This window comes from Caproiciproducens galactitolivorans (assembly GCF_004768785.1).
GTDB lineage: Bacteria > Bacillota > Clostridia > Oscillospirales > Acutalibacteraceae > Caproiciproducens > Caproiciproducens galactitolivorans.
Genome location: NZ_SRMQ01000010.1, coordinates 1 through 25,836 on the forward strand (window position 1 = coordinate 1; position 25,836 = coordinate 25,836).

The window sequence follows — 25,836 nt, forward strand, 5'->3', positions numbered from 1 at the left end:
ATGTGGACTCCGATCTACGTCTCGCCATGACGGCCAGCATCCGCAAGTATATGGCGGAAAATCCGAGCCATTTTGACCCAAGGCAGTATCTCGCCCCCGCGCGCACAGCCATTAAAGATATGGTTGCCCATAAAATCCGGTGCGTGCTCGGTTGCGAGGGAAAAGCGTAGGCGGTATTATGCAGCCGCGTACTACGACAGATAAGGAGATTGCGATGCTCACAAAATACTGGAACCAATTCAAAAGTGGAACGGATATCCGCGGTGTTGCAAGCAATGGCGTTGCCGGGGAAGAAATCAATCTAACCGATGAAAATATCGAAAAAATGACGGCTGGATTCGTGCTTTGGCTTTCCGGATTCGTGAAAAAAGATGTTTCAAAGCTTACAGTAGCCGTCGGGCATGATTCGCGGATTTCCGCCGGCCGGATCCAAGCGGCGGTTACGCGCACGTTGACCGCCGCGGGGGTACAGGTGCTGGACTGCGGACTCGCTTCCACTCCGTCCATGTTTATGACCACCATTGATCTTGGCTGTGACGGTTCCGTTCAGATTACCGCCAGCCACCATCCGTTCAACCGGAACGGGTTGAAGTTCTTTACGAAGAACGGCGGGCTGGATTCACCGGATATCGAAGCAATTCTTCTGCATGCCCAGAACGGAGACAAACCCGCACCGGGAAAGGGTAGCGTAAAAGCTGTCGATTATATGTCGCAATACAGTACGCATTTGCGCGAAATCATTCAAAAGGGCGTGAACGCAGCGGATTATACCCACCCGTTGAAAGGGTTCCATATCGTTGTTGACGCCGGGAACGGCGTAGGGGGATTTTACGCCCGCGATGTGCTGGAGCCCCTCGGCGCGGATATATCCGGAAGCCAGTTTCTGGAACCGGACGGGCTGTTCCCGAACCATATCCCAAATCCCGAAAATGAAACGGCAATGAAATCCGTCTGTGCGGCGACTGTCAGGGCAAAGGCAGACTTGGGCGTCATCTTTGATACCGACGTGGACCGCGGCGGCGCGGTGGACGAACACGGGAACGAGATCAACCGCAACCGCCTGGTGGCGATTGCCTCGGCCATAGCTTTGGAGGGATACAGGGGCGGAACGGTTGTGACCGACTCCATTACCTCCAGCGGTTTGAATCAATACATAGAAAAAACGCTTGGCGGAAAGCATCACCGCTTCAAGAGAGGCTATAAAAACGTAATCAACGAGGCGGTACGCCTGAATAGCGAGGGGGTTAATTGTCCGCTGGCTATCGAAACTTCCGGCCATGCTGCCATGCGCGAGAACTATTTTCTGGACGACGGCGCCTACCTTGTGACGAAAATCATCATAAAATCGGCCCAACTCCGCGCGCAGGGGAAAAAGCTGGAAGATTTGCTTGAACCCCTGGCGGAACCGATGGAGGCGGTAGAACTCCGTTTCCCCATTCGGAAAGAAAATTTTAAAGAATACGGCCAAAAGGTGATTGCCGATTTAACGGAATATGCAAAACAACACCCAGCGTGGCGGATCGCGACCGAAAATTACGAAGGTCTGCGCGTGTCATTCGGCAAAGAGGACGGCGACGGTTGGTTCCTCCTCCGTCTGAGCGTTCATGATCCGATTATGCCGCTGAATGTAGAAAGCGATTCCGCAGGAGGAGTTCGGAAAATTCTGAATCAGTTGTGCGGTTTTCTAGATACCTGTGAGGGACTTGATCTAACCTCGCTTAAAAGATATTGATACAAGCGTGATGGGAAGCACCCTTCACTCTGTATATTGCTAACCGTAAGTGGGTTGAACTTAAACATTAGGAGGAAAAAAGAATGGATCGTAATACGATTGTCATCGGCTGCGACAACGCAGCGGTTGATATGAAAAACCTGGTTGCCGAATACCTCAAAAGCAAAGGGTATACCATTGAAAATATGGGATGTGATGATTCGAGCGACCCCACCAATTATCCGACCATTGCAAAACGTCTCTGCCGGAAGATTATCGAGAGCGGATATAACAAGCGCGGGATTTTAATCTGCGGAACCGGGATCGGCATGGCTATGTGTGCAAACAAATTTAAGGGTATCCGCGCCGCCGTCTGTCACGATGCATATTCCGCGGAACGCTCCGCGCTGAGCAACAATGCAAACGTTATTTGCATGGGCGCGCGCGTAATCGGTCCGGAACTTGCAAAAAAAATCGTTGACGAATGGCTTCCGCTGGAATACAAGGGTGGCCGGTCAACCCCGAAGCTTGAGGAAATCGCAGGAATTGAGAAGGAAAATTTTCAATAAAAACGGTATTCAGTAAAAAGGAGGATCCATGGAACGCAGGAAAAAGATTTACTTAGGAACCAATACCAAGATGTACAAAACGACGGAGCAGACAGTTACGTTTCTGGAAAGACTCAATGAACTGACGCAGGATATTTCCCGCGACAGAATGGAGCTGTTTGTCATACCTTCCTATATAACGCTTCCTGCGGCACGTGCAAGCGTGCCGCAGGAAAGCGTCCTCATAGGCGCCCAGAATATGGGATGGGAAGAAGAAGGTCAGTTTACCGGAGAAATTTCGCCGCTCATGCTGCGGGAAGCCGGTGTGAATATCGTCATGGCCGGCCATTCCGAGCGCCGCCATATATTCCGCGAAACGGACGAGGAAGAAAATAAAAAAGTCCTGTGCGCACTGCAGCATGGATTTAAGCCGCTGCTCTGCGTGGGTGAAACCGCGGGGGAAAAGGATTTTGGAATTGCTGAAGAGGTGCTCCGCACGCAATTAAAAGTGGGTTTTCACAACGTAACGCCGGAGCAGGCAAAAGCGGTTTCGGTCGCTTACGAACCCGTTTGGGCGATCGGCGTGAACGGCGTTCCCGCTACCAAGGAGTACGCCGACCATATCCATAAGGTGATCCGCGATACGCTGGTGGAGCTGTTCGGCGCCGAAGTAGGCGGGGATATCCCGGTTCTTTACGGCGGAAGCGTGAATCCGCAGAACGCAGAAGGGTTGATTGGGATGCCTTACATTGACGGTCTGTTCATCGGCCGTAGTGCATGGGACGCGGACAACTTCCATTCCATTATCCGTATGGTTTTGCCGTTGTTTGAAGAAAAACGCAGGAAGGAGGCTGCCCTATGAAACAAACCCAGCTTTATGCGCTGAATGAATCCATCCGCAGCCTCGATTATGTTCTTGCCACCTATTATATTGAGCTTCCGAAAGAGACCAATGTGGTTGAGAAAGCGGTCGGTATGACCATCGGCCAGACGCTCGGCACATGGGTTCCGGTTCCGGGTATCACGGATGAAATGCGCGATAAGCACATGGGCAAGGTGATTAATATCATTGACCTTCCCCCGTGCGACCTTTCCACACAGGTGCAGACGGATACCGTTTCCTACCTGATTCAGCTTGCTTATCCAACCGCGAATTTCAGCGCGCAGTTCCCGCAGATGCTGGTAACCGTTCTTGGTAACGATGCTTCCACTTCCGCGCAGGTCAAGCTGGTGGATATACAGTTTCCGGAGAGCTTCGTGAAAGAATTCCAAGGTCCGAATTTCGGTATTGAAGGGATTCGCAAATTTACCGGGGTGGCGGAACGCCCCCTGCTTCTGAACATGATTAAGCCTTGCACCGGCTTTACCCCGGATATCGGCGCTAAGATTTTTTATGAAACCGCGTTGGGCGGCGTGGACTTCATCAAGGACGACGAGCTGCTCGGCAACCCGGATTTCTGCCCGGTGGAGCAGCGCGTAAAGGCGTATCAGAAGGCTTCCGACGCCGCGTTTGAGAAAACCGGCCACCGTACCGTTTATATTTGCAATATCACCGATCGCGCGGATCGTATGATCGACAATGCAAAGCGTTGTATCGACGCAGGTGCAAAGGCGATTATGGTCAGTTACGCGGCGGTTGGCTACAGCATGGTGTGCGCCCTTGCGCAGAGCGTGAACGTGCCGATTCTGGGACATTACGCGAGCTCCGGCATGTTCTACGAAGGAATTGTCAGCGGCTTTTCCGCTCCGTTTGCCACCGGCCTTTTCCCAAGGATGGCGGGCGCGGATATGATTATGATGAATACGCCTTACGGCGGATATCCTCTGAAATTCCAGAAATATATTCAAACGGCGCACAAAATGTCCTTGCCGTATTATCATCTCAAGCCTTCCATGCCCATCGTTGGGGGCGGCGTGCATCCGGGCATTACGGAGCGCTATGTGAAGGATTTGGGTAGCGATATTATTTTCGCTGCGGGCGGTTCCGTCCAGGGCCATCCGATGGGTGCTGCGGCGGGTGCGCGCGCAATGCGTCAGGCAATAGACGCCGTGATGTCTGGAATACCGCTGAAGGACGCGGCGAAGGAACATGAAGAACTTCGTGTTGCATTGGAGCGCTTTGGTCTCCACAATTAAGCCGCTCTGAAATTCAATGGAAGCGGAATGCACATACTGCCGCAGCTTTTCAGGTGGTTGGGCATTCGAAACACAAAGATTGATAGAGGTGTTTACTTTGCAGCAATATGACATGATTATCATCGGTGGCGGCATCATGGGCTGTTCCATTGCAAGGGAACTTTCAAAATATAAGCTGAATATTGCCGTATGCGAGGCCGCAGCCGACGTTGCGTCCGGTACCACCAAAGCAAACGGCGGGCTGATTCACGCGGGCGACGACCCGGTCCCCGGAACGCTGAAAGCCTTTTTGAACAGCAAGGGCTGTTTAATGTATCCGGTCCTCTCCGAAAAACTGGGATTCCGGTTCCTGAAAAGGGGCTCTATGGTTGTCGGATTTAATGAAGACGACCTCGCCGTTCTGAAAACATTGCTGGAGCGCGGTCGCCTGAACGGCGCACCCGACCTGGAGCTGATCAGCGGCGGTCGGATTTTCGAGCTGGAGCCGGAAACGAACCGGAAGGCAAAATATGCCCTTTACTCCCCGCATACGGGCTTGGTTGATCCATTTGAGGTTGCCATTGCTTTCTCTGAAAATGCGGTTGCAAACGGCGTGCATTTTTATCTCTCTTCTCCGGTGACAGCGATCCAGAAAACAGAGGACGGTTTTGCCGTAACGCTTCCCAAAGGGCAACTCAACGGGAAATACCTCATTAACTGCGCGGGCGTTCATGCGGATGATGTGGCCCGTTTGGCCGGCGCAGATGAGTTTACGATTCAGGCGCGCCATGGGGATCTGCTGGTTATGGATAAAAACTGCGGCATTAAAGACGTTATGACGCTGTATCCGATCCCGAAGCCGGACTCAAAGGGCGTTGTTTTAATGAGCACCGTTTCGGGGAATATTCTGGTGGGTTCGACCGCCGTTATGAAAGAGAAAGACGATGTTGCGAGCTACCGCGAGGGAATCGATGAATTAATCGCCGGGGCGAACAATCTGATTGAAAAGCTGGACATCCACAAGGTGATCCGCACGTTTGCGGGAAACCGTGCTGTGGTTGTGGGAAACAACAATGATTTTTACATCCGTCCTTCCCGAAAGGTTGCCGGACTGTTTCATGTTGCGGGGATTCAGTCCCCGGGTATTGCTTCCGCTCCCGCTGTTGCGGCCTATGTCGTCCAAATGCTGAAGGGCTGCGGTATTCCGATGGAGGAAAAGAAGAACTTTATCGATACCAGAAAGGCGCCTGTTGATTTCAGCACGCTCTCCACAGAAGAACAGGATGAGCTTATACGTAAAAATCCCGCTTACGGCCGGATTGTCTGCCGCTGCGAATGTGTAACGGAAGGTGAGATTATCGACGCGATGCACAGAAATCCGCAGCCTGTGACGGTCGACGCAATCAAACGCCGCACGCGCGCGGGAATGGGTCGCTGCCAGGGCGGTTTCTGCCAGCAGAAGGTTATCAGTATTATGGCGAAAGAGTTAGGATGCAGCCCCACAGAGATTGAACTTGGCGACAAGGGGTCGCAAATAATCTATTCAAAGCTGAAGGAGGGCTGCTGACATGAACGAATTTCAGTTTGACGTAGCCGTGATCGGCGGCGGTCCCGCCGGAATGGCGGCGGCAATCGAGGCGCGTAAAAACGGTGCAAGCGTCGCCCTGGTGGAACGCAACCCGCATTTGGGCGGTATCCTGTTACAGTGCATCCACAGCGGCTTCGGCTTAAAATGCTTTAAGCAGGAGCTGACCGGCCCGGAGTATGCCCAGCGGTTCGTCAATCAACTGGGTGAAACGGATGTGACCGTTTTACTTTCCACCATGGTCTTGCAGATTACAAAGGACAAAAAAGTCGTCTGCATGAATGAAAAAGGAATTTCCGTGTTAAATGCAAAAGCCGTTGTGCTGGCCATGGGATGCCGCGAACGTACCCGCGGCGAAATTAAAATACCTGGCGACCGCTGCGCGGGCGTTCTGACCGCGGGCCTTGCCCAGCACTATATCAATATAGACAACTACTGTCCCGGCCACAGGTTCGTCATTCTCGGCTCCGGAGATATTGGCCTCATTATGGCACGCCGCCTCAGCTTGGAGGGGATGAAGGTAGAGGGTGTTTATGAACTGATGCCCTACCCGAACGGCTTAAAAAGGAATATTAAGAACTGCCTTGAGGATTTTGGAATTCCGCTGCACCTTTCCACCACCGTGACTCGCGTAATCGGAGAAAAGGGTCGCGTTGCTGCTGTTGAAGTTACAAAAGTAGACGAAAAATTGCAGCCTGTCGATGGTACTTCCAAAATTGTACCCTGTGACACGCTGCTTCTATCCGTCGGCCTTGTACCGGAGAACGAACTGTCCGCCGGGGCCGGTGTTAAATTGAACCCGCGCACACATGGCGCGGTGGTGAATGACAGTTTAGAGACAAGCGTTCCCGGCATCTTCGCCTGTGGGAATGTTCTCCATGTGCATGACCTTGCCGATAACGTAACCGTGGAAGCACGGCATGCCGCTGCCTGTGCCGCGGCTTTTGCAAAAGGCGAACAAAAGGAAAGCAATCCGGCAATTACAGTAAACTGTGAAGATCCAATTGGCTACACCGTTCCGTCCGAAATTTATTCGCGGGAGAAGGCCTCCGTGCTTTTCCGTGTACGCCGCCCTGTTGAAAACGCACGCATGGTGGTTACCTCCGAAGGCAGTATTTTGCTGCAGGGGAGACCGCGCAGCTATATCCCGAGCACTATGGAAGAGCTGGTTCTGCCGTCCGCTGTTCTGCAAAAGGCCGACGGCGAAATCACGCTGAAAATCGAATCTGTTTTAGGAGGGGAAAATCCATGAGTACAAAGGAACTTATATGCACGGTTTGCCCGAATAGCTGTAATGTGACCGTTGAACTGAATAAAAAAGGCGAACCCGTTAAGATAGCGGGGAACCGCTGCCCACGTGGCGAAGCTTTCGCTAAGCAGGAAATCACCTGCCCCATGCGGGTAATTACCAGCACGGTTGTGCTTCGCGGGGAGGACGGAAGAGATGCGCTTCTTCCGGTCCGTTCTTCGGATGCTTTCCCATTGAGCAAACATGCACAGACGATGGAACTGCTTCGGCACATAACGGTGCGCGCCCCTGTAAAAATGGGCGACGTTGTAATCCACAACGTGCTGGATACCGGAGTCGATATCATTGCTTCGCGTGATTCCTGATCCCCTGTAATCTTTCCGGCCAGCTTATTTGGTGCTTTTTTCGTTTGCGGTAGTGCTTTTGTTTTCCGGCGGGTCGTCGTAGATACGGCATCCGTATTTGCTCAGGGATGTGTGCCATTCCTGGGAAAGAGGCCGGTCGGTAAAGATTGCGTTCAGACAGTCATAGCCGCATATGTTGATAAAGGAAGCCTGATTGAATTTTGTATAGTCGGCTACGAGGTAACGTTCCTTGCTGCGCCGGATGATGGTTTTCCGTATTTGCGCCAGATCATCGTTTGAGTCGGTTACCCCTTGTTCGATCGACAGCGTGCGGCAGGAAAAAAACGCTTTGTCTACATAATACTCTTCCAGCGCTTTTTGCGCTTTGCTTCCGTAAAATGCAAGCTCTTTAAGCGAGAAAAAGCCCCCTGTGCAAATTAGGCGCATATTTTCCTTTTGAGACAACAGATTAATAATAGGCAAAGAATTCGTGATGAGCGTCAGTCTCATATCCTGAATCGCCTTAGCAATCGCATAGGTGGTCGTCGAGTTGTCGAGAAATATAACATCGCCGTTTTGAATGATTTGCCTGCACTTTTCCGCAATAATTTTCTTTTCTTCCAAATAGACTGTAGAACGAATGCTGTAATCAATCAGGTTTTCAACCCCTGTTTGCACGAAAGCACCGCCGTACGAGCGCATAAGCACCCCTTCCTTCTCCAAGCTGCGCAGGTCGCGCCGGATGGTTTCGTCCGTTACGTCAAACATCTGTGCCAGTTCCGTAACGGTGGCGCTTTTTCGTTCCAGAATCAGATTCTTTATTTTTTGCTTGCGCGTTACTGATAACATTGCCATTGGCTGACATCCTTTCCTTATGTTTCTTTTTTTGCCGTGATTTTTTGAATTTGTTCAAAATTAATATTAAACCAGGTTTAGTAATATGCGAAAAACCAAAATAGTATTGTATCTCAACGCAAAAAATCAACAAGGTTATTTTGAATAAATATCACAATCAACACAAATCAACATACATAAAATTCGATTTGTTCATATTATATAGTAAAAAAGAGTTTATGTAAATAGTTTTAATAAAAAAACCTGTAAAACTCCCTATAGAGCATTGACATTCCAACATAACAATGATATAATTCAACAGAAATCCAAAAATGCAAAAACAAAAGAACGGAGAGATAGAATGGTTGTCCAAGATCACTACCCGACCGATGACGAAGCAAAAGAAGCAATTGTCAAATACGGACGCGGTTTATATGAACACGGATATGTTGTCTCTAATGACGGCAATATAACGGTTAAGGTTTCAGAGAATGAAATCTGGTGTACGCCGACAGACGTATCCAAGGGAGCTATGACGCCGGAAATGATGACTAAACTCGACTTGGACGGCAATATTCTGGCGGGCGCCGGAAACCCTTCATCCGAAGTGAAAATGCACTTGCGTGTCTATAAGGAAAACCCGGATGTTCGCGCGGTTGTGCACGCGCATCCGATTTATGCGACCACGTTCTCTATTGCTGGTATTGCGCTGGACGAGCCCACTTTAATGGAAGCTTTGATGCAAATCGGCTGTGTGCCGGTAGCCAAATATGCAAAACCCGGTGTGGAAGAGGTTCCGGACAGTATCGCACCCTTCTGCAAGGATTATAACGCGGTTCTCCTATCCAACCATGGGGCGCTCACATGGGGCAATTCCCTCAGCGTGGCATACCGCCGGATGGAAGTCCTTGAGGATTATGCAAAGGTTACCTTCAACCTGCATTTGCTCGGCAAAGCGCGGTTTTTGACGAACGAACAGCTTGCCGGTCTTGACGAACGCCGCCGCCTTGGCGGACTTTCACCCGTTCCCATGCCGGTTGGAGTAAGCCAACCCCAGAATACCACCGATGTTCTGCCGAAAAAAGACTGAATTTTTCAACCGAATTCCTTTTTAAACTCGGAATGAAAAGAGGAAATGCTACAATGTTAAGAAAAGATCTGATACGCCTTGACCTTGATGTTGCAAACCGGGAAGAGGCAATCCGCACCTTGGCAGAGGATTTCGTACAAGCCGGTGTTGTAAAGCCCAGCTTTGTAGATGCGGTGCTTGAGCGCGAGCAGCGTTCCCCCACGGCGCTTCCGGCTATCGCTTACGATATTGCGATTCCCCATACGGTTAGTGCACATGTTATTACCCCCGCAATGAACGTCGCCGTTCTGAAGCATCCGGTTGAATTCCGGCAGATGGGTTCCCCGGAAATTACGCTTTATCCGAAGGTGCTGTTCATGCTTGCGATCAGCGATCCGAAGGATCAGCTTTTCCTGCTGCGCCGGATCATGAAAATGCTGCAGAACAAAGAATTATTGAATCAGGTGCGCGGAGCGCAAACAAAGGACGAGATTTACGATTTTCTCAAACCGGTAATCGATGCCTGATGCCTTATCCGATATTAATACCAAGGCTAACCCCATGGTGTTAAATGAAAATATTTATTTTAAAGGGAGTGCGTTTCTATGGCAACAAAAATTAGGATTCTGTCTATTTGCGGTTCGGGTGTGGTGACCTCATCCATGGTTGCAAGCAAGTTGAGAGACATGTTTGCGGAAAGGGGTTATGACGCGGAAACCGTCGAAGCAAATTCCAGCGAGGTGGAAAGCTACTGCACCCGTCAGCATTTTGACATGATCGCATATGCAAGCCCGATTGGCAACAATTTCGGCGTACCTGCTTTCAATGCGATCGGTCTTATCACCGGAATGGGCGAGGAGGAATTTATGGAGGAGGCGATTGAAGCGTTGCATAAAGCTGGAAAATAACCGGATATGGTTTCTTCCGAGGAATTGTATTGGAAATCTATGAGGGAAAAGGAACGCGCGAGTTCCGCGTTCTGAAAATCAGAAATTGGGAGGATTAACAATGTTTTTTACGGCAATAAAAACCTTCTTCGACACATTTGGATCAGTCGTATTTGTGCCGGTTGTAATCTTCATCATGGCATTAGCATTGAAAGTCCCTGCAAAAAAAGCTTTCATGTCGGCTTTGTCCGCCGGTGTTGGTCTGGAAGGATTCAACCTGGTTATTGGAGCTTACAGCCCTATTATTACCCCCATTATCAACCAGCTTGTTAAGGATACCGGTATTAAACTGAATATCCTTGATATGGGCTGGCAGACCACTTCCATTATCGCTTATTCGACAAACATCGGTATGATCTATCTGGTAATTGCCATTGTGCTTCAGATCGTACTGTTTCTTACACGTTATACAAATGTTTTCCAGGCGGGTGACCTCTGGAACAACTATTCCTACATGGCATGGGGTTCCGTACTGTTCCTCCTTACCGGGAATTTTGCGCTGAGCCTGACCTGCATGATTGTTCAGCAGTTGTACACGCTCTGCTTTACGGAAGTCATCGAAGAAAGATGGTCGAAGTTCTATCATTATCCGAACTGCACAATTGCTTCCTTACATACTGCCACCGTCGGCGTATATGCAGTCGGCATGAACTGGCTGCTCAACCGCTTAGGCCTGTACAAGGTAAAAGCGGATCCGGACAGCTTCCGCAAGCGCTTCGGATTCCTTGGCGAGCCTATGACGCTGGGACTTCTGCTTGGCTTGTTCATTGGTATCGTCGGCAACATTAAGCATCTGGGCGAACTGAAATCATGGGGAACAATTCTTGTCTGCGGCGTTGCTACTGCTTCCGTTATGGCTGTTTTCCCGAAGATTTCCAGCATTTTCGCCGGTTCTTTCGGCCCGATCACAGAAGCTTCCAAGAAGTCCGTTAAGGGGACAAAGGGTGAGTGGTATCTGGCTGTTAACGATGCCTGCGGCTACGGCGAAACCGCAACGCTGATTTCCGGTATCGTTCTTATGCCGATTGTTCTGATCATTTCCTTCATCCTGCCCGGCAACCAGACTCTACCTATGCTTGATCTTGTTGCTATCCCATATTGCATCCAGCCGTGTGTTGCCTGCTCAAACGGCAACATGCTGAAATCCATTATTTCCGGTGGTATCTTCTGCGTCATCTTCCTGTATTGCTGCACAATGACCGGTAGCGCGTTTACGGAAGTTGCGAAGAGTGTCGGTACCGTAAAGCTGGAGGAAGGCGTTATGATGATCACCAGCTTCATCATCCTTGGCCAGCCTGTCGGTGCACTTATCTTCATGGCGTTCCTTTCCCAGAATCCGATCGCCATTGCAGCAGTTATCATTATTTATGTTGTCTGCTACGTCTTCGTACGCAAGAACCGCGCGAAGATTCATGCTTGGATTGAAGAAGAAGCCCTCAATCCCGGCCATGACAAGGCAAACACAGCTCCTGCTGCTGCACAATAACTTTTACATCCTAGAAACAACTTACCACCGTCCCAATCATACATTCCAGATTCGTCCCAGCATAAAATATAACTGAAGAGGAAAAGGTGCCGCACTGTTTCGGCGGTGTGCCGCCTTTTCCTTTTCTCAAATTCGTTGAAGGATTCCGTGCGCGCTGCGCACACGTCCGGAAAGCTTTTCACGTCAAGGAGGAATTCAAATTGGTATATCAGGGAAATCCCGTGTCCGAAGGTATCGCAGTTGGGAAGATTATGCTGTATGAGCCGTTTGTGCCTGTAGTGGACACGACGGCGCTCCCCAAAGAAGAAATACCGGCGGCGCTAAGCCGTTATAAAAATGCGCGGAACAGCGCAAAGAAGGAATTGGAGGCATTGTATTCCCGGCTTCAGCAGGATGACCCCGGGAAGGCCAAGATCATAAAGGCGCATATGGACATTCTGTTTGATGTAGCCATGGAAGAGGAAATTCAGGACGCGATTTCCGACGGAAAGAGTGTGGAAGCGGCGGTGGATAAAATCTTCCGTAAATACATCCGGATTATCGGAAAATCCGCGGATGAACGGATTCGGGAGCGCGCTTCCGATTTGGAAGACGTAAGGTGTCGCCTGTTACGGAATTGTATGGGTGTGAAAGAAAAAAATCTGGCGGTTTTAACAGATCCGGTTGTCGTCGTGGCAAAGGATTTATTTCCGTCCGATACAGCTTCCATGAACCGTAATAAGGTCCTTGCGATTGTTACCGAAGTGGGAGGCCCTACATCCCATACGGCAATTATCGCGCGCAGCTATGAAATTCCGGCCCTCCTTGGCGTGCCGGATATTCTTTTCCAACTTCAAAATGGCCAAGAGGTTATTGTAGATGCTGTTGATGGTGCCCTGATTACCGACCCTACCGATGAGGAAAAAGAGGCTTATCGGGGAAAGAAGGTTCAGTTCCAGGAGCAGACGGCGGAAACCAAGAAGTATCTTGCAAGTGACGGCGTTACAAAGGACGGGGTCAAAATAGAGGTGGAGCTGAATATCGGTTCCGCCAATGCACAGGAAGTCCATGACATTCAATATACAGACGGCGTAGGCCTTTTCCGCTCCGAGTTTTTGTATATGGGAAGGGATACGCTGCCTTCCGAAGAAGAACAGTATAAGATTTACCGCAAGGTTCTGATGCAAGCGGGCAACAACCCGGTCACCCTGCGTACGCTGGATATTGGCGGGGACAAGAAACTGGACTGCCTGGAACTTCCGAAAGAAGACAACCCGTTCCTCGGCAACCGCGCCCTGCGGCTTTGCCTGCAGCACCGCGATATTTTTAAAACCCAGCTCCGCGCCGCGCTTCGCGCGGGAACCATCGGAAATTTGTGGATTATGTTCCCGATGGTGGGAAGCATGGACGACATACGTAATGCCAAAGCGGTTGTTCGCGAAGTGCAGCAGGATTTGGATCGCGAAAACATCAAATACGGCAAAAACGTGAAATTCGGTATTATGATTGAAATTCCGTCCATTGCCATGATTGCGGATCTGGCTGTAAAAGAAGTCGATTTTGCAAGTATTGGAACAAATGACCTTTGCCAGTATACAACCGCGGTTGACCGCCTGAACCAGAATGTTGCAAAATACTACCAAAGCTATCATCCGGCGATGTTCCGCCTCATCCGTTACACGGTTGAACAGTTCAATAAAGCCGGAAAGCCGATTTGTGTCTGCGGCGAATTGGGCGGCGATAAGCTTGCCATGCCGGTGCTGCTTGGTTTTGGCATGCGCCGCATCAGCATGGGTATCGCTTCCGTTGCCCGTGCGAAAAAGATCATTTCCCGTCTGGATCTGCGCTTTGCCAAAGAAATGGCTGACAAGGTGTGTCAGATGGAAACAGCCGGAGAGATTGAAGCGTATCTGAAGGATTCGCTGAAAGATGTTATTTAAGGAGATACTCTAACTATGTATTCTAAAAAAACCGTAATTGCAAACGCTACGGGACTTCATGCCCGCCCGGCGTCCGATTTTATCGCGGCGGCCGGCAAATTTGAATCCAAAATCAAAATCACCCGTGTCGGTGGAGATCCGGAGGAGGACGTGGCAAACGCGAAGAGCATCATCAGTGTGCTTGCACTTGGCCTTGCACAGGGCGAGGAAGTGGAGCTTTCTGCGGATGGCCCGGATGAACAGCAGGCGGTTGACAGCCTAGTCGCGCTTATTGATTCCAAATTCGGAGAGTAATCTGCTTTTTGAGCGATTTTTTGAAAGCAACAGAGAGGATGGCTTATCATGTACCCTATTGTTTATCATTTTAAATCGACATTGGACGATTACAGGGAGATGACTTTTTTCTCCACTTTTTCATTCCGGAAAGGACAGAATATCGCAATTCTGATTAGCTGGATTGCAGGAACCACAGCTTTTATTCTGGATTTGGCAGATGTGATCCAATTGACGCAAACCATCCATCTTTGCGCGCTGATGGTCGCCGTTACGATGCCGATGCTCTTTGTGAGTTATCTAACCAATGTCCGCCGTTTTAAGGTGAACGGCGCCAGTTATCTTAAAAAGGCCCATACGGTGCTGCTGGGCAATGACGATGTACAGTACAAAGAGAGCGGAAACATTCATACCGGGGTGGACAAATGGGACGACATTGCCTATGCATTTGAAACGGACCATTTGTTTCTGCTGTACCGTACGCCAAACAGCGCCGTTCTTCTGCCCAAAAGATGTGTGACAGAAAAGCAGATCGAGGAGACCCGGATTTGCATGAAGGAAAAGCTAGGCGTGCGTTTCAAGATACGCTGCCGAATAAAACAGGGAAAAACACAAAAAAAGCACAGGCTTAATAAAAATTACAACTGAAAACCGGAAACGTTCCCTTCAGCAAGGAGCGTCTCAAAGCAATAAAGGAATTATAAGACTCATTTCTATAAATAAGGTAACATCCAATTCATATAGGGCCCCCTGCAGGGCACAACGGCTCTTTTTCGGAATTGCCGTTGTGCCCTGCTGTTTTATAGAAATTCTTTCAGATTCGGGGAATCCCTTGAAAAAAGGAGTGAGATAACGTAAAATAAAATGTATTATGAACGCAAAGGAACGGTAGAATGATTTTCAGCAGCTTATTTTTCGTGTTTGTCTTTTTGCCCGTAGTATTGGCCGTTTATTTTCTTGTTCCCAGAAGATTCAAAAACCTTTGCCTTTTTCTTTTCAGCCTGTTGTTTTACGCTTGGGGAGAACCGGTATATGTTTTTCTGATGTTGTTTACAACGGGATTTGATTATATTATGGGACATTTTATAGAAAAGTACCGGGGTACGGCAACTTCCCGCGTTTTCCTTATTTTCAGCATTTGTGTAAATCTCGTCTTGCTCGGGTTCTTTAAATATTCCAGCTTGCTGGTACAGACGGTGAATTCCCTTTCGGCCTTGGCTCTGCCAGTGCCTGAGGTGGCGTTGCCCATCGGCATTTCTTTTTATACGTTTGAATCCCTTTCCTATAATATCGATATTTACCGCGGGGAAGCGCCCGCGCAGCGGAATATTATTGATTTCGGTACCTATATCGCCTTTTTCCCGCACCTTGTTGCCGGGCCGATTGTCCGTTACGAATATCTGGCGGATCAGCTCCGAAACCGGCAGGAATCGCTTGAGAAATTTACGGCCGGCGGGAAGCGGTTTTTGGTCGGACTATTTAAAAAGGTTCTTCTTGCAAACAATTTGGCGATTCTGGCCGATAAGGTACAGTATATGGGAGACCCCAGCACGCTTTCCGCGTGGCTTGGCGCGATTGCCTTCACGTTCCAGATTTATTTCGATTTTTCCGGTTATTCGGATATGGCCATCGGCCTTGCGGGTATGTTTGGTTTTCAGATTCCGGAAAACTTTAATTATCCCTATATTTCCCACAGCGTTTCGGAATTCTGGCGCCGCTGGCATATTACGCTGGGTTCCTGGTTCCGGGAGTATGTCTACATCCCGATGGGCGGCAACCGCTGTTCCAGATTGAAAAACGTGCGGAACCTCGCCGTTGTCTGGGTACTGACCGGCATTTGGCACGGCGCGAGCTGGAATTTTGCTTTCTGGGGTGCTTATTACGGCTTTTTGATAATCTGTGAAAAACTGTTCCTGCAAAAGTGGCTGGATCGGATCCCACGGTTTTTCCAATGGCTTTACAGCTTTCTTGCCGCGGTTATCGGGTGGGTTTTCTTTTCCTATTTGGACATCCGGAAAGCGTTCGGCGTGGTGCGCGCCATGTTCGGGTTTGCGCCCGGCGCGGACAATCTCGGCGTGTATTCCCTGATAACCTGCGGGCCGCTTTTAATCGTTGCGGCGCTGTGCAGTTCGACATTGGTAAAGTCCTTGGCGGACAAGTTGCGTAAAAGCGGTACGGCTGGAAAAATAATATGGAGCGCAGGCTTTGCGTGCCTGTTGTTCCTGTCCCTGTCGTTTCTTGTGGGCAATGCGTACAATCCATTCTTGTATTTCCGTTTCTAAAAGTGATAGGTGAAAAATGAAAAATCATCTTCTTAATTTAAAAGGCAAATGCAATCCGGAAAATGCATTTGTCACATCTGTTCTTTTCCTTACAATATTGGGGGGGGTGCTCTATCTTCTTTTTGCCCCGAAAATCGATTTCTCCGAAGAGGAAAACCGTGTGCTGGAGTCCCCTCCGCAGTTTACCGCTGCCTCAATAGCGGACGGAAGCTTTATGAAATCAATTGAAAATTATGTTGGCGACCATTTTATGCTGCGCAAAAATTTTGTGGAACTCAATACCCGCGTACAGCTTCTTATGGGGAAACGGGATTTGGGCTCCAATTACGGCCGGATCCCGGCGGAAGGCGGCGTTTATTTTGGCAGCGACGGGCACCTTTATGAGGTGCTGCTGCCGAACCGTACGGATATTTTCGCCCGCAACGCCGCGGCGATCCAGCTTTTTGCGAAAAAAACGGGGCTCCCATTTTATTTTGTCCCTGTCCCTTCCGGGGCGCAGATGCAGGGTGACCGGCTTCCTTATGCTGCGCCTAGCCATGACCAGCGCGAAGAGTTCAACGTAATTAAAGCGGGCGCCGGCGCCAATACGACGGTGGTGGATCTGTTTGATACGCTGAGCGACCGGACGGGAAACGATTATTACTATAAAACCGATCATCACTGGAACACATTCGGCGCTTTCAAGGGCTACGAGGCGCTCATGACGGCCATGCATATACAGCCTACTGCGAAGGAGGATTTTTCATTTGAGAAAGTATCGGATTCCTTCCTCGGCACCTTATATTCCAAAGCAATTTGCAGCAGTCAGGAGCCGGATATTCTCTATCTTCCGTTTTATAAGAAACAGGCGGTTATCACACAGCAAACCGGAAAGAGTACGCGCAGCAATCTGTATTGGAAGGAATATCTCGAAAAGAAAGATAAATATTCCGTTTTTCTCGGGGGAAACCACAGTGTGGATGTTGTGAAAAATCCGGACGCTTCCACAAAGAAAAAGCTCCTGCTGATTAAGGATTCTTACGCTAACAGCATGATTCCCTTTTTATCGACAAATTTTTCAGAAATACACATTATCGATTTAAGATATTACAATCAGGATATTTATAAATATATTCAACAGAATGGAATTACGGAAACGGCCGCAGTGTACAGTATCAAACAACTGTGCGAGGTTTCCGTTGCCAATAAATTAAGTGCGCGATAAGTATTGATTTCAAGACGCGTCAGCGCTTAAATTTTCGCCGTTACGGGCCTGTGAGCCAAGCGGAACGATAATCATATTTACCATAAGGAGGAATAGGAACAGCTTGAGGGATTTCCGCAAAAAAATAAGAAAGAATGGTGAAAAAGAATGAAAATACTCCATGGGATTGGTGCGTCAAAAGGAATTGCAATTGGAAAAATTACGTTATGTTTGAATATTGACAACCATATTGAAAAGAAAACGATTATAGATGTGGAAGCGGAGCTTGCCCGGCTGGACGAGGCGAAAAAGACTTCCGTTGAAGCATTGAATGCGATTTACGCTAAAGCGCTTAAGCGTGTCGGCGAGGCGAACTCCATGATCTTTCAGATTCATATTATGATGCTGCAGGATGAAGATTTTTACGGCGCGATACAAACAGCGATCCGGGAGGAAAAGCTGAATGCGGAATACGCCGTATGGCAGGCGGGCCAGCAATTTTCCGAAATGTTTTCACAAATGGACGACGAATACATGCGCGGGCGCGCTTCAGATGTGATTGATATATCCAAGCGCCTAATCCGGAATCTGGACACCCGGCTTGCCAACGGGCTGGACAGCCTTTCGTCGCCGACGATCGTCGCCGCCGCCGACCTGATGCCAAGCGAAACCGTGCAAATGGACAAGGAAATGGTCTATGCTTTTGTGACTCAGGAAGGTTCCAAAAGCTCCCATTCCGCTATTTTGGCGCGTACTATGGGCATCCCTGCGGTAGTAGGCCTTGCGGATCAGTTCAACGAGCTTTCCGATGGGGCAGAAATCATAGTGGACGGTAATACGGGAGATGTTATCCTTGAGCCGGATGAAGCGACACGGACGGATTACCGCGCAAAGCAGGAGGAGTTTATCAAGCACCAGCAGGAGCTGAAGCTTTTAAAGGGCACGAAGGCGATTACCAAAAACGGCGTGGAAATGGAAATTAACGCCAATATCGGCCATCCGGAAGACGTTGATTTGGCGCTGGAAAATGACGCCGACGGCATCGGCCTGTTCCGCAGCGAGTTCCTGTATATGGAGAGCAACCAGTTCCCGAGCGAGGAAGAGCAGTTTATCGCCTATAAAACGGTTTTGGAGCGTATGGGCGGCAAACGAGTCATTATCCGCACGCTGGACCTGGGGGCGGATAAACAGGTGCCTTACCTCAACCTTCCGCACGAGGAAAATCCGGCGCTTGGCTTGCGGGCGATCCGGATTTGCCTGGATCGTCAGGATTTATTCCTTACACAGCTAAGGGCTTTAATCCGCGCTTCGGCTTACGGGAAGCTGGCGATTATGTTCCCGATGATCATTTCGGTGGATGAAGTGCGGCAGATTAAAGGCTTGGTTGAAAAGGTAAAAAATGACCTGACGAAAGAAAAAATTCCATTTGATCCCCATTTTGAAATCGGGATCATGATTGAGACCCCGGCGTCAGTGATGCTGAGCGACGAGCTTGCGAAGGAAGTGGACTTCTTCAGCATCGGCACCAATGACTTAACGCAGTACACACTAGCGGTAGACCGTATGAACCACAGTATCTCGAAGCTGTTTGATTCCAGGCATCCGGCCGTGTTGCGCATGATTGAAATGGCTGCGCAGAGTGCAAAAAAGGCGGGCATTTGGGTTGGAATCTGCGGAGAGTCCGCGGCGGACACAAGCTTAACCGAATTTTATGTGAAAATCGGTGTCCGTGAGCTTTCTGTAACGCCTTCCGCGGTGTTGGAGCTTCGCAGGGCCGTTCAGCAGATTGACATAAAATAAATTGCTTAGCCGGCTGTCTTCCGAAAGGAAGGCAGCCGTTAATCGTTGGCAGTAAGTTTTCGTGGCGAAGTATTTGTTAATTTTTTCCAATTTGCAATTCGGTTGAAAATGCTCTTTGTGAAAAATATTCATTGAATCTTTATTCACCGTTTTAAATATGCAGGAACATTTTTCACAAATTCATTTTATAAAAATATTTTGCGTTTTTTCTATCACGCCTCTTTGAATGGAAAACTAGTGAATTGCAATAGTTTTTTCAAAAAATGTTTGTTAAAAAATGAGATTGCAAATTTTATATCGGGATTATAGAATGCAATGGAAAAATTTTTGTTATGCAAAAAAATTGTCAAAACACAGAACAAATTACTAATTCGGCTTGAACTTTGAATTCAAAATTGATATAATATTGCAATAGTGCATGTTTTGAGGACACACTCAACGAGTGTGTCCTATATAGCGTTTGCGGGGGTTTTAGCGCGTTAAACCGTTACTGTGTTGGCGTTGTCAATGCCTGATTTTCAGCGCGTCAGGCTGCTTTATTTATCAATCGGCGGTTTAACGGGTTGGTGCCCCGGTATCCAATTTAAGGAGTGGCTAAAGTGATAAAATATGTGATAAAGCGCGTGGGCTACGCACTTTTAACAATTTTCCTCATTTCAATCATCACATTTACACTAATGAACATGATCCCAGGCGGCCCTTTTTTAAGTGAAAAGGCTGTGTCGCCCGAAACAACACAGGCGCTGAAGGTGAAGTACGGTTTGGACAAACCGCTTCCGGAGCAGTACATAACCTTTATGAAGAATTTCATTCATGGCGATCTGGGCCTGTCCATCAAGCAGAAGGGACGAACCGCCAATGATATAATTTTTTCAACGTTTCCCGTTTCGGCCAGACTTGCCGGCATGTCGGTTTTGCTGGCGCTGGTCTTGGGTGTGACGATGGGTTCTGTAGCGGCGCTGAACAGAGGGAAATGGGTCGACAGCTTGCTGATGGTGATTTCAACTCTGGGAATAGCCGTGCCAAGCTTTGTTGTTGCATCTTTTCTGCTGATTACGTTTGGTGTCAATCTGCATCTGCTGCCGACGCTCGGTTTAAAGACCCCGCTGCATTACATCATGCCGGTCGCAGCGCTGTCGTTTTACCCAACGGCGTATATAACCCGTTTGATGCGATCCAGTATGCTGGATGCTTTGAATCAGGATTATATCCGCACGGCGAAGGCAAAGGGCGTGAATAAGTTTGTCATGCTGTTTAAACACGCCATGCGCAATGCGATTATCCCAGTCATTACCTATGTCGGCCCGCTGCTTGCTTACACGATGACCGGAAGCTTTGTCGTTGAGAAAATATTTACCATTCCGGGTTTAGGCCGCGAATTCATCAACTGCATTACCGGCCGCGATTACCCGATGGTTATGAGCACCACAATCTTCCTTGCGGTGCTGTTGGTTTTCATGAATGTAGTGGTGGACATTTGTTACAAACTGGTCGACCCCAGAATTAAATTGAAGTAGAAAGGCAGGTAAAAAAATTGGACAATATAAAGCTCAAGAAAAATCCGTTCAGCTTGCAATTGAACACAGAAGATTTTTTGCCTGCCAGTACGGATGAGAAAGCATCTTTGGTTGTCATGCGTGAAAGCACAACCTACTGGAAGGATGCGGTTCGGCGTCTTAGGAAAAATAAAGTGGCGATGGTGGCGCTAGGGGTCATCATTCTGGTTATGATTTTTGCGTTTATAGTCCCGAATTTTTATCCGTATCGTTACGACCAGCAGATTCGCGGCAGCGAAGATCTGCGTCCAATGCAGTACTCCACAATGGAATTGAAAAGCATTTCTCAGGGCAAAAGCGTCTTCCCGCATATTTTCGGTACGGACAGCTTTGGCCGCGACATTGCAATCCGCGTCATGATCGGCGCGCGGATTTCCCTTATGGTTGGTTTGGTTGCCAGCCTGCTTGTTTTGCTGATCGGAAGCATTTACGGCGCGATTGCCGGATACTTTGGCGGCAAGGTTGATATGGTGATGATGCGTATTGTGGATATTATCTACTCTGTGCCAGATATGTTAATTATTATCCTTTTGCAGGTAACCTTGAAAACGCCGCTGACGAGGTTGTTTGACAGTAACCCCGCTTTTGCGGGCCTGCAAAAAGTCGGAGTCGGTTTGATTAGTATCTTTATTACATTCAGCCTGCTGTACTGGGTTGGTATGGCAAGGATTGTGCGCGGCCAGATTATGACGCTGAAAGAACAGGAATTTGTTACAGCGGCAAAGGCGCTGGGCGCTTCAAACCGTCAGATCATTATGAAGCATCTGCTTCCGAACTGTATCGGGACGCTGATCGTTACAACAACGTTGCAGATCCCTTCCGCAATCTTTACGGAAGCGTTCCTCAGCTACCTTGGACTGGGGGTTGCTATCCCCATGGCAAGCCTGGGTTCGCTTGCGTCCGATGCGCTGGGCGGAATCAGCGCTTACCCGTATCGTTTGATTGTTCCGTCTGTTGCAATCAGCTTGATTATTTTGTCATTCAACCTCTTTGGCGACGGCCTGAGGGATGCGTTTGATCCAAAGCTTAAGAAATAGGAGATTTGAAAATGAGTGCGAATTGCCTTCTTGATATAGAAAACCTTCAAGTTTCCTTTTTTACCCCTGCCGGAGAGGTAAAGGCCGTCAGCGGTGTGTCTTACACACTTAACCACGGCGAGGTGCTTGGAATTGTTGGAGAATCCGGAAGCGGAAAAAGTGTTTCCGCATATACCCTGATGGGTTTGATCGCTAATCCGGGTAAAATTGTAGGCGGCACGGTGGACTTTAACGGCCACCAAGTGCATAAGATGACTGAAAAAGAATTCCGCAAAATGCGCGGAAGCGAAGTCAGCATTATTTTCCAGGATCCGATGACTTCTCTCAACCCTGTGTTCACAATTGGCAGCCAGCTGATGGAAATGCTGCGCCTGCACACGAATAAAAATAAGGAGGAGCGCAAGGCGAGGGCGATCGAGCTGTTGAGGTTGGTCGGCATGAACGAACCGGAAAAGCGCTTAAAACAGTATCCGCATGAATTCTCCGGCGGTATGCGCCAGAGGGTCATGATCGCCATGGCGCTTGCTTGTGAGCCGAAGCTGTTGATCGCGGACGAACCGACCACAGCGCTCGACGTAACCATTCAGGCTCAGATACTGGAACTGATGGTTGAACTGAAAAAGAAAATCAATATGTCGATTATTATGATTACCCATGATCTGGGTGTTGTTTCCGATGTTTGCGACCGCATAGCGGTCATGTACGCCGGGAAGATTGTGGAAATCGGCAGTACGGATGATATATTTTATAATCCGAAGCATTGCTATACCGAAGGGTTGCTGCGTTCCATCCCGAAGCTGCATGAAAAGGGACACGAACGCCTGGTTCCGATTGAAGGCGTGCCGGTCGATTTGCTGTCCCCTCCGGCGGGCTGCCCGTTTGCTCCGCGCTGCGACAAGTGCATGAAAATCTGCCTGCGGCAGATGCCGGAGTATACGGAGATATCTCCGGGCCATAAAAGCGCCTGCTGGCAGCTTCAGAAAGAGCAGTTTGAGAATGCCGAGGGGGGAAACAAGGAATGAGCGAAAAGCTATTAGAAGTTGAGCATCTTCAGCAGTATTTCCCGGTAAGCGGCGGTCTGTTTAAAAAAAATTACGTAAAAGCGGTTGATGATGTAAGCTTTTATATCAATAAAGGGGAAACTTTCGGCCTTGTAGGAGAAAGCGGTTGCGGAAAAACGACAACCGGAAGGACAATTTTAAGATTATATGAGCCTACAGGTGGGAAGATTATATATGACGGCGTGGACGTTACCCATGTCCCCTTTGCACCGTACCGCAGAAAAATGCAGATTGTTTTTCAGGATCCGTACGCTTCCCTCGACGCCCGTATGACCGTCGGTGACATTATCGGGGAGCCGATCGATATACACGGTCTCGCTGCCAATAAAAAGGAGCGCGATGAACGGATCCTCTCCCTTTTGGAAAGGGTTGGCCTGAATTCCGAGCATGCAAACCGATACCCGCATGAGTTTTCCGGCGGTCAGCGGCAGAGGGTCGGCATTGCCCGCGCGCTTGCGGTGCAGCCGGAATTCATCGTCTGCGACGAGCCGATTTCCGCCTTGGATGTGTCCATTCAGGCGCAGGTTGTGAATATGTTCGAAGATTTGCAGCAGGAATTGGGTCTCACCTATTTATTTATTGCGCATGATTTAGCAATTGTTAAGCATATCAGTAACCGGATTGGCGTAATGTATTTAGGTAAGATGGTGGAACTGGCCGACAGCGATATGCTTTACGAGCATCCGATCCATCCCTATACGCAGAGCCTGCTTTCCGCTATTCCGATTCCGGATCCGCATACAAGCAGGACAAAGAAGCGGATTGTTCTGGAAGGCGATGTGCCCAGCCCGCTGAATCCGCCGTCTGGGTGTCGGTTCCGGACCCGCTGCCCGTACGCGACGGAGCAGTGTGCCGTCGAGGTGCCGGAATTCAAAGAATATGAAGCAGGGCATTTTGCGGCCTGCCACCGGATTGGAGAAATTTAGAGGTTTTAATTTGCAGAGCAAATTGAAATAAAAGAATTTTTCGAAAAAACTGGAGGGATTTAATTTATGAGAAAAAGAATAGTTTCCTTGTTACTTGCAGTGGCTCTTTTCTCTTCCGCATTTGTGGGATGCGGAGGCGGTGCGAGCACCTCTACAGCAGAAGGCGTAAGCAGCGAAGCAGCCGGTGCAAAATCGCTGAGCGTCAGCCTTGGCTCTGAACCGCTGACGATGGATCCGGCTTTAAACCAGGCGGCCGATGTTACCACCGTGATGAACCATTTGTTTGAAGGCCTGACCAGGTACTCTTCGGACAAGAAGACGGTGAATGCGCAAGCGAAAGATATTCAAGTTAGTAGTGATCGCAAAACGTATACGATTACCCTTCGTGACGACATTAAATGGTCCGACGGCAAGCCGGTAACCGCAGGCGATTTTGAATATGCATGGAAGAGAGCGGTTGATCCGAAAACCGCATCCCAGTATGCTTATATTTTTGATCCGGTCCTCAATGCAAACGAAATTGTAGCCGGTAAAAAAGACAAGGATACGCTTGGCATAAAGGCACAGGACGATAAGACTCTTGTTGTAACTTTAAGAGCTCCGTGTCCGTATTTTAACGAGCTTCTTTCCTTTACGGCTTATTTCCCGCTCCGCAAGGATGTTGTTGAGGGCAACGAACAGTGGACCCAGAGCCCGAAAACCTATATTTCCAACGGTCCTTTTACGATGAAGGAATGGAGCCATAAGGAAAGCATCACTTTAGCGAAGAACCCGAATTATTACGACAAAGATAAAATCAAGCTTGATACCATTAAATTTGTCTTGCTGGAAGATGACAGCGCAAGGCTTGCCGCTTACCAGAACGGCGAAATCAGCTTCTGCTATGCCATTCCGACCGAAGAAATTCCGTCATGGCAGTCGAAGCCGGACTTCCAGAAAGTACCGGATCTTGGAACAAACTTTGTTGATTTCAACTGCAAGAAGAAGCCCTTCGACGATCCGAAGGTAAGAAAAGCTTTATCGCTTGCGATCGACCGCAGCTACCTTGTGGATACGGTTACAAAGAAAACACAGACCGCCGCAGCCGCATTTGTTCCGGTCGGTGTTCGTGACGTTGAGCCTACACAGGAGTTCCGTAAAGCCGGAAAAGACTTCTATTCCGTTAGCACGGAGGATTACGAGAAGAATGTAGCTGAAGCGAAGAAGCTCCTTGCGGAAGCCGGTTATCCGGATGGCAAGGGATTCCCCACCGTTGAATATGCTACAAACCCTGCTTCTTTGAACAACGCAATGGCGGAAGCCATCCAGAATATGTGGAAGACCCAGCTTGGCATTAACTGCACAATTTCCCAGCAGGAGTGGTCCGTATTTATCGACTCCCGTAACAAAGGAAATTACCAGATCGCCCGTGACGCGTTCGGCGTTGATTTCAACGATCCGGTTTCCATGCTTGACCTGTTTGTTACCGATGGCGGCAACAACAGTTCCAAATACTCGAATCCGGAATACGACAAGATCATTGCACAGGTTAAGTCAACGGACGACAACAAGGTCAGAATGCCGCTTTTGCATCAGGCAGAGGAAATCATTATGAGAGATATGCCGGTTGCTCCTCTCACTTACCGTTCACGCGTTTTCCTGTTGAATCCGAATGTAAAAGGCTATTATGAGAATCCGATGGGCTTTGACTACTTCATGTATGCTACTGTAGAAGGCTGATTGGATATCGTTTTCAAGGCGTTCCCGTCTTTTTCGGGAACGCCTTTTTGTACAAATTCAATAAAAGTATATGAATGAACAGAGTGTGAACAACTTCATAAATGCTGTCTTTATTGGTTTAAAGTGATAATATATCGATTATTTTGCAATATTTATAATACGTTATTTCATTTAATAAATCTACAATGTAAA

24 protein-coding genes are annotated in these 25,836 nt (G+C 48.8%); 23 read left to right on the forward strand and 1 reads right to left on the reverse strand.

Annotation, left to right across the window (positions count from 1 at the left end; translation table 11 throughout):
- From CAGA_RS09870 to CAGA_RS09905, 8 genes are all read left to right on the forward strand, one after another.
- Positions 1–170 (forward strand): class II fructose-bisphosphate aldolase (locus CAGA_RS09870; RefSeq protein WP_207669574.1); only part of this gene is annotated, 170 nt, incomplete at its 5' end.
- Positions 171–214: 44 nt separating this feature from the next.
- Positions 215–1,732 carry a phosphohexomutase domain-containing protein gene (locus tag CAGA_RS09875; protein ID WP_135660530.1) on the forward strand — a complete coding sequence of 506 codons (1,518 nt, stop codon included), beginning with the start codon at positions 215–217 and terminating at the stop codon, positions 1,730–1,732.
- Between the two features lie 83 nt (positions 1,733–1,815).
- Positions 1,816–2,280, forward strand: a complete 465-nt coding sequence (rpiB, locus tag CAGA_RS09880; RefSeq protein WP_135660363.1) for a ribose 5-phosphate isomerase B — start codon at positions 1,816–1,818, stop codon at positions 2,278–2,280.
- Between the two features lie 28 nt (positions 2,281–2,308).
- Positions 2,309–3,121, forward strand: coding sequence for a triose-phosphate isomerase (gene tpiA, locus CAGA_RS09885; protein WP_135660365.1), 813 nt, complete (start codon positions 2,309–2,311; stop codon positions 3,119–3,121).
- Positions 3,118–4,395 (forward strand): RuBisCO large subunit C-terminal-like domain-containing protein, encoded by a 1,278-nt coding sequence (locus tag CAGA_RS09890; protein ID WP_135660367.1) that lies wholly within the window; start codon positions 3,118–3,120, stop codon positions 4,393–4,395. The genes tpiA and CAGA_RS09890 overlap by 4 nt, the downstream gene beginning before the upstream one ends.
- 97 nt (positions 4,396–4,492) lie before the next feature.
- A complete protein-coding gene (locus CAGA_RS09895) occupies positions 4,493–5,941 on the forward strand; it encodes an NAD(P)/FAD-dependent oxidoreductase (RefSeq protein WP_135660369.1) in 1,449 nt (482 codons plus the stop codon).
- Position 5,942: 1 nt separating this feature from the next.
- Complete coding sequence (locus tag CAGA_RS09900; protein ID WP_135660371.1) at positions 5,943–7,211, forward strand: NAD(P)/FAD-dependent oxidoreductase; 1,269 nt, start codon at positions 5,943–5,945, stop codon at positions 7,209–7,211.
- The gene (locus tag CAGA_RS09905) at positions 7,208–7,573 is read left to right on the forward strand and encodes a DUF1667 domain-containing protein (protein WP_135660373.1); all 366 of its coding nucleotides are present in this window, start codon (positions 7,208–7,210) and stop codon (positions 7,571–7,573) included. The genes CAGA_RS09900 and CAGA_RS09905 overlap by 4 nt, the downstream gene beginning before the upstream one ends.
- Before the next feature lie 24 nt (positions 7,574–7,597).
- Here CAGA_RS09905 and CAGA_RS09910 read toward each other — a convergent pair whose 3' ends face one another.
- A complete protein-coding gene (locus tag CAGA_RS09910; protein WP_243113017.1) occupies positions 7,598–8,407 on the reverse strand; it encodes a DeoR/GlpR family DNA-binding transcription regulator in 810 nt (269 codons plus the stop codon).
- A gap of 340 nt (positions 8,408–8,747) precedes the next feature.
- On the opposite strand from CAGA_RS09910, the gene CAGA_RS09915 reads away from it, so the two are divergent.
- The 15 genes from CAGA_RS09915 to CAGA_RS09985 all read left to right on the forward strand — a co-directional run bounded on the left by CAGA_RS09915 (position 8,748) and on the right by CAGA_RS09985 (position 25,644).
- Positions 8,748–9,476: a class II aldolase/adducin family protein gene (locus CAGA_RS09915; RefSeq protein ID WP_135660375.1), complete on the forward strand. Its 729-nt coding sequence runs from the start codon at positions 8,748–8,750 to the stop codon at positions 9,474–9,476.
- A 53-nt stretch (positions 9,477–9,529) separates the two neighbouring features.
- The gene (locus CAGA_RS09920) at positions 9,530–9,982 is read left to right on the forward strand and encodes a PTS sugar transporter subunit IIA (protein ID WP_135660377.1); all 453 of its coding nucleotides are present in this window, start codon (positions 9,530–9,532) and stop codon (positions 9,980–9,982) included.
- A gap of 78 nt (positions 9,983–10,060) precedes the next feature.
- Positions 10,061–10,363: a PTS sugar transporter subunit IIB gene (locus CAGA_RS09925; RefSeq protein WP_135660379.1), complete on the forward strand. Its 303-nt coding sequence runs from the start codon at positions 10,061–10,063 to the stop codon at positions 10,361–10,363.
- Positions 10,364–10,463: 100 nt separating this feature from the next.
- On the forward strand, positions 10,464–11,888 hold the full coding sequence (locus CAGA_RS09930) for a PTS transporter subunit IIC (protein ID WP_135660381.1): 1,425 nt from the start codon (positions 10,464–10,466) through the stop codon (positions 11,886–11,888).
- A 200-nt stretch (positions 11,889–12,088) separates the two neighbouring features.
- Positions 12,089–13,807 (forward strand): phosphoenolpyruvate--protein phosphotransferase, encoded by a 1,719-nt coding sequence (gene ptsP, locus CAGA_RS09935; RefSeq protein WP_243113018.1) that lies wholly within the window; start codon positions 12,089–12,091, stop codon positions 13,805–13,807.
- Positions 13,808–13,822: 15 nt separating this feature from the next.
- Positions 13,823–14,101, forward strand: coding sequence for an HPr family phosphocarrier protein (locus CAGA_RS09940; protein WP_135660383.1), 279 nt, complete (start codon positions 13,823–13,825; stop codon positions 14,099–14,101).
- A 48-nt stretch (positions 14,102–14,149) separates the two neighbouring features.
- Entirely contained in the window at positions 14,150–14,728 is a 579-nt protein-coding gene (locus CAGA_RS09945; protein WP_135660385.1) for a YcxB family protein, read from the forward strand.
- A gap of 425 nt (positions 14,729–15,153) precedes the next feature.
- Positions 15,154–16,362, forward strand: a complete 1,209-nt coding sequence (locus CAGA_RS09950; protein WP_330566993.1) for an MBOAT family O-acyltransferase — start codon at positions 15,154–15,156, stop codon at positions 16,360–16,362.
- Positions 16,363–16,468: 106 nt separating this feature from the next.
- Positions 16,469–17,566 carry a DHHW family protein gene (locus tag CAGA_RS09955; protein ID WP_167875215.1) on the forward strand — a complete coding sequence of 366 codons (1,098 nt, stop codon included), beginning with the start codon at positions 16,469–16,471 and terminating at the stop codon, positions 17,564–17,566.
- Between the two features lie 147 nt (positions 17,567–17,713).
- Complete coding sequence (gene ptsP, locus CAGA_RS09960) at positions 17,714–19,345, forward strand: phosphoenolpyruvate--protein phosphotransferase (RefSeq protein ID WP_135660391.1); 1,632 nt, start codon at positions 17,714–17,716, stop codon at positions 19,343–19,345.
- Between the two features lie 599 nt (positions 19,346–19,944).
- Positions 19,945–20,862, forward strand: coding sequence for an ABC transporter permease (locus tag CAGA_RS09965; RefSeq protein ID WP_135660393.1), 918 nt, complete (start codon positions 19,945–19,947; stop codon positions 20,860–20,862).
- A gap of 17 nt (positions 20,863–20,879) precedes the next feature.
- Complete coding sequence (locus CAGA_RS09970; RefSeq protein WP_407932273.1) at positions 20,880–21,938, forward strand: ABC transporter permease; 1,059 nt, start codon at positions 20,880–20,882, stop codon at positions 21,936–21,938.
- Positions 21,939–21,949: 11 nt separating this feature from the next.
- A complete protein-coding gene (locus CAGA_RS09975; protein ID WP_135660395.1) occupies positions 21,950–22,960 on the forward strand; it encodes an ABC transporter ATP-binding protein in 1,011 nt (336 codons plus the stop codon).
- Positions 22,957–23,925, forward strand: a complete 969-nt coding sequence (locus CAGA_RS09980) for an ABC transporter ATP-binding protein (protein ID WP_135660397.1) — start codon at positions 22,957–22,959, stop codon at positions 23,923–23,925. Before CAGA_RS09975 ends, CAGA_RS09980 begins: the two co-directional genes overlap by 4 nt.
- Before the next feature lie 66 nt (positions 23,926–23,991).
- Positions 23,992–25,644, forward strand: coding sequence for a peptide ABC transporter substrate-binding protein (locus CAGA_RS09985; RefSeq protein ID WP_135660399.1), 1,653 nt, complete (start codon positions 23,992–23,994; stop codon positions 25,642–25,644).
- Positions 25,645–25,836 lie beyond the last annotated feature (192 nt).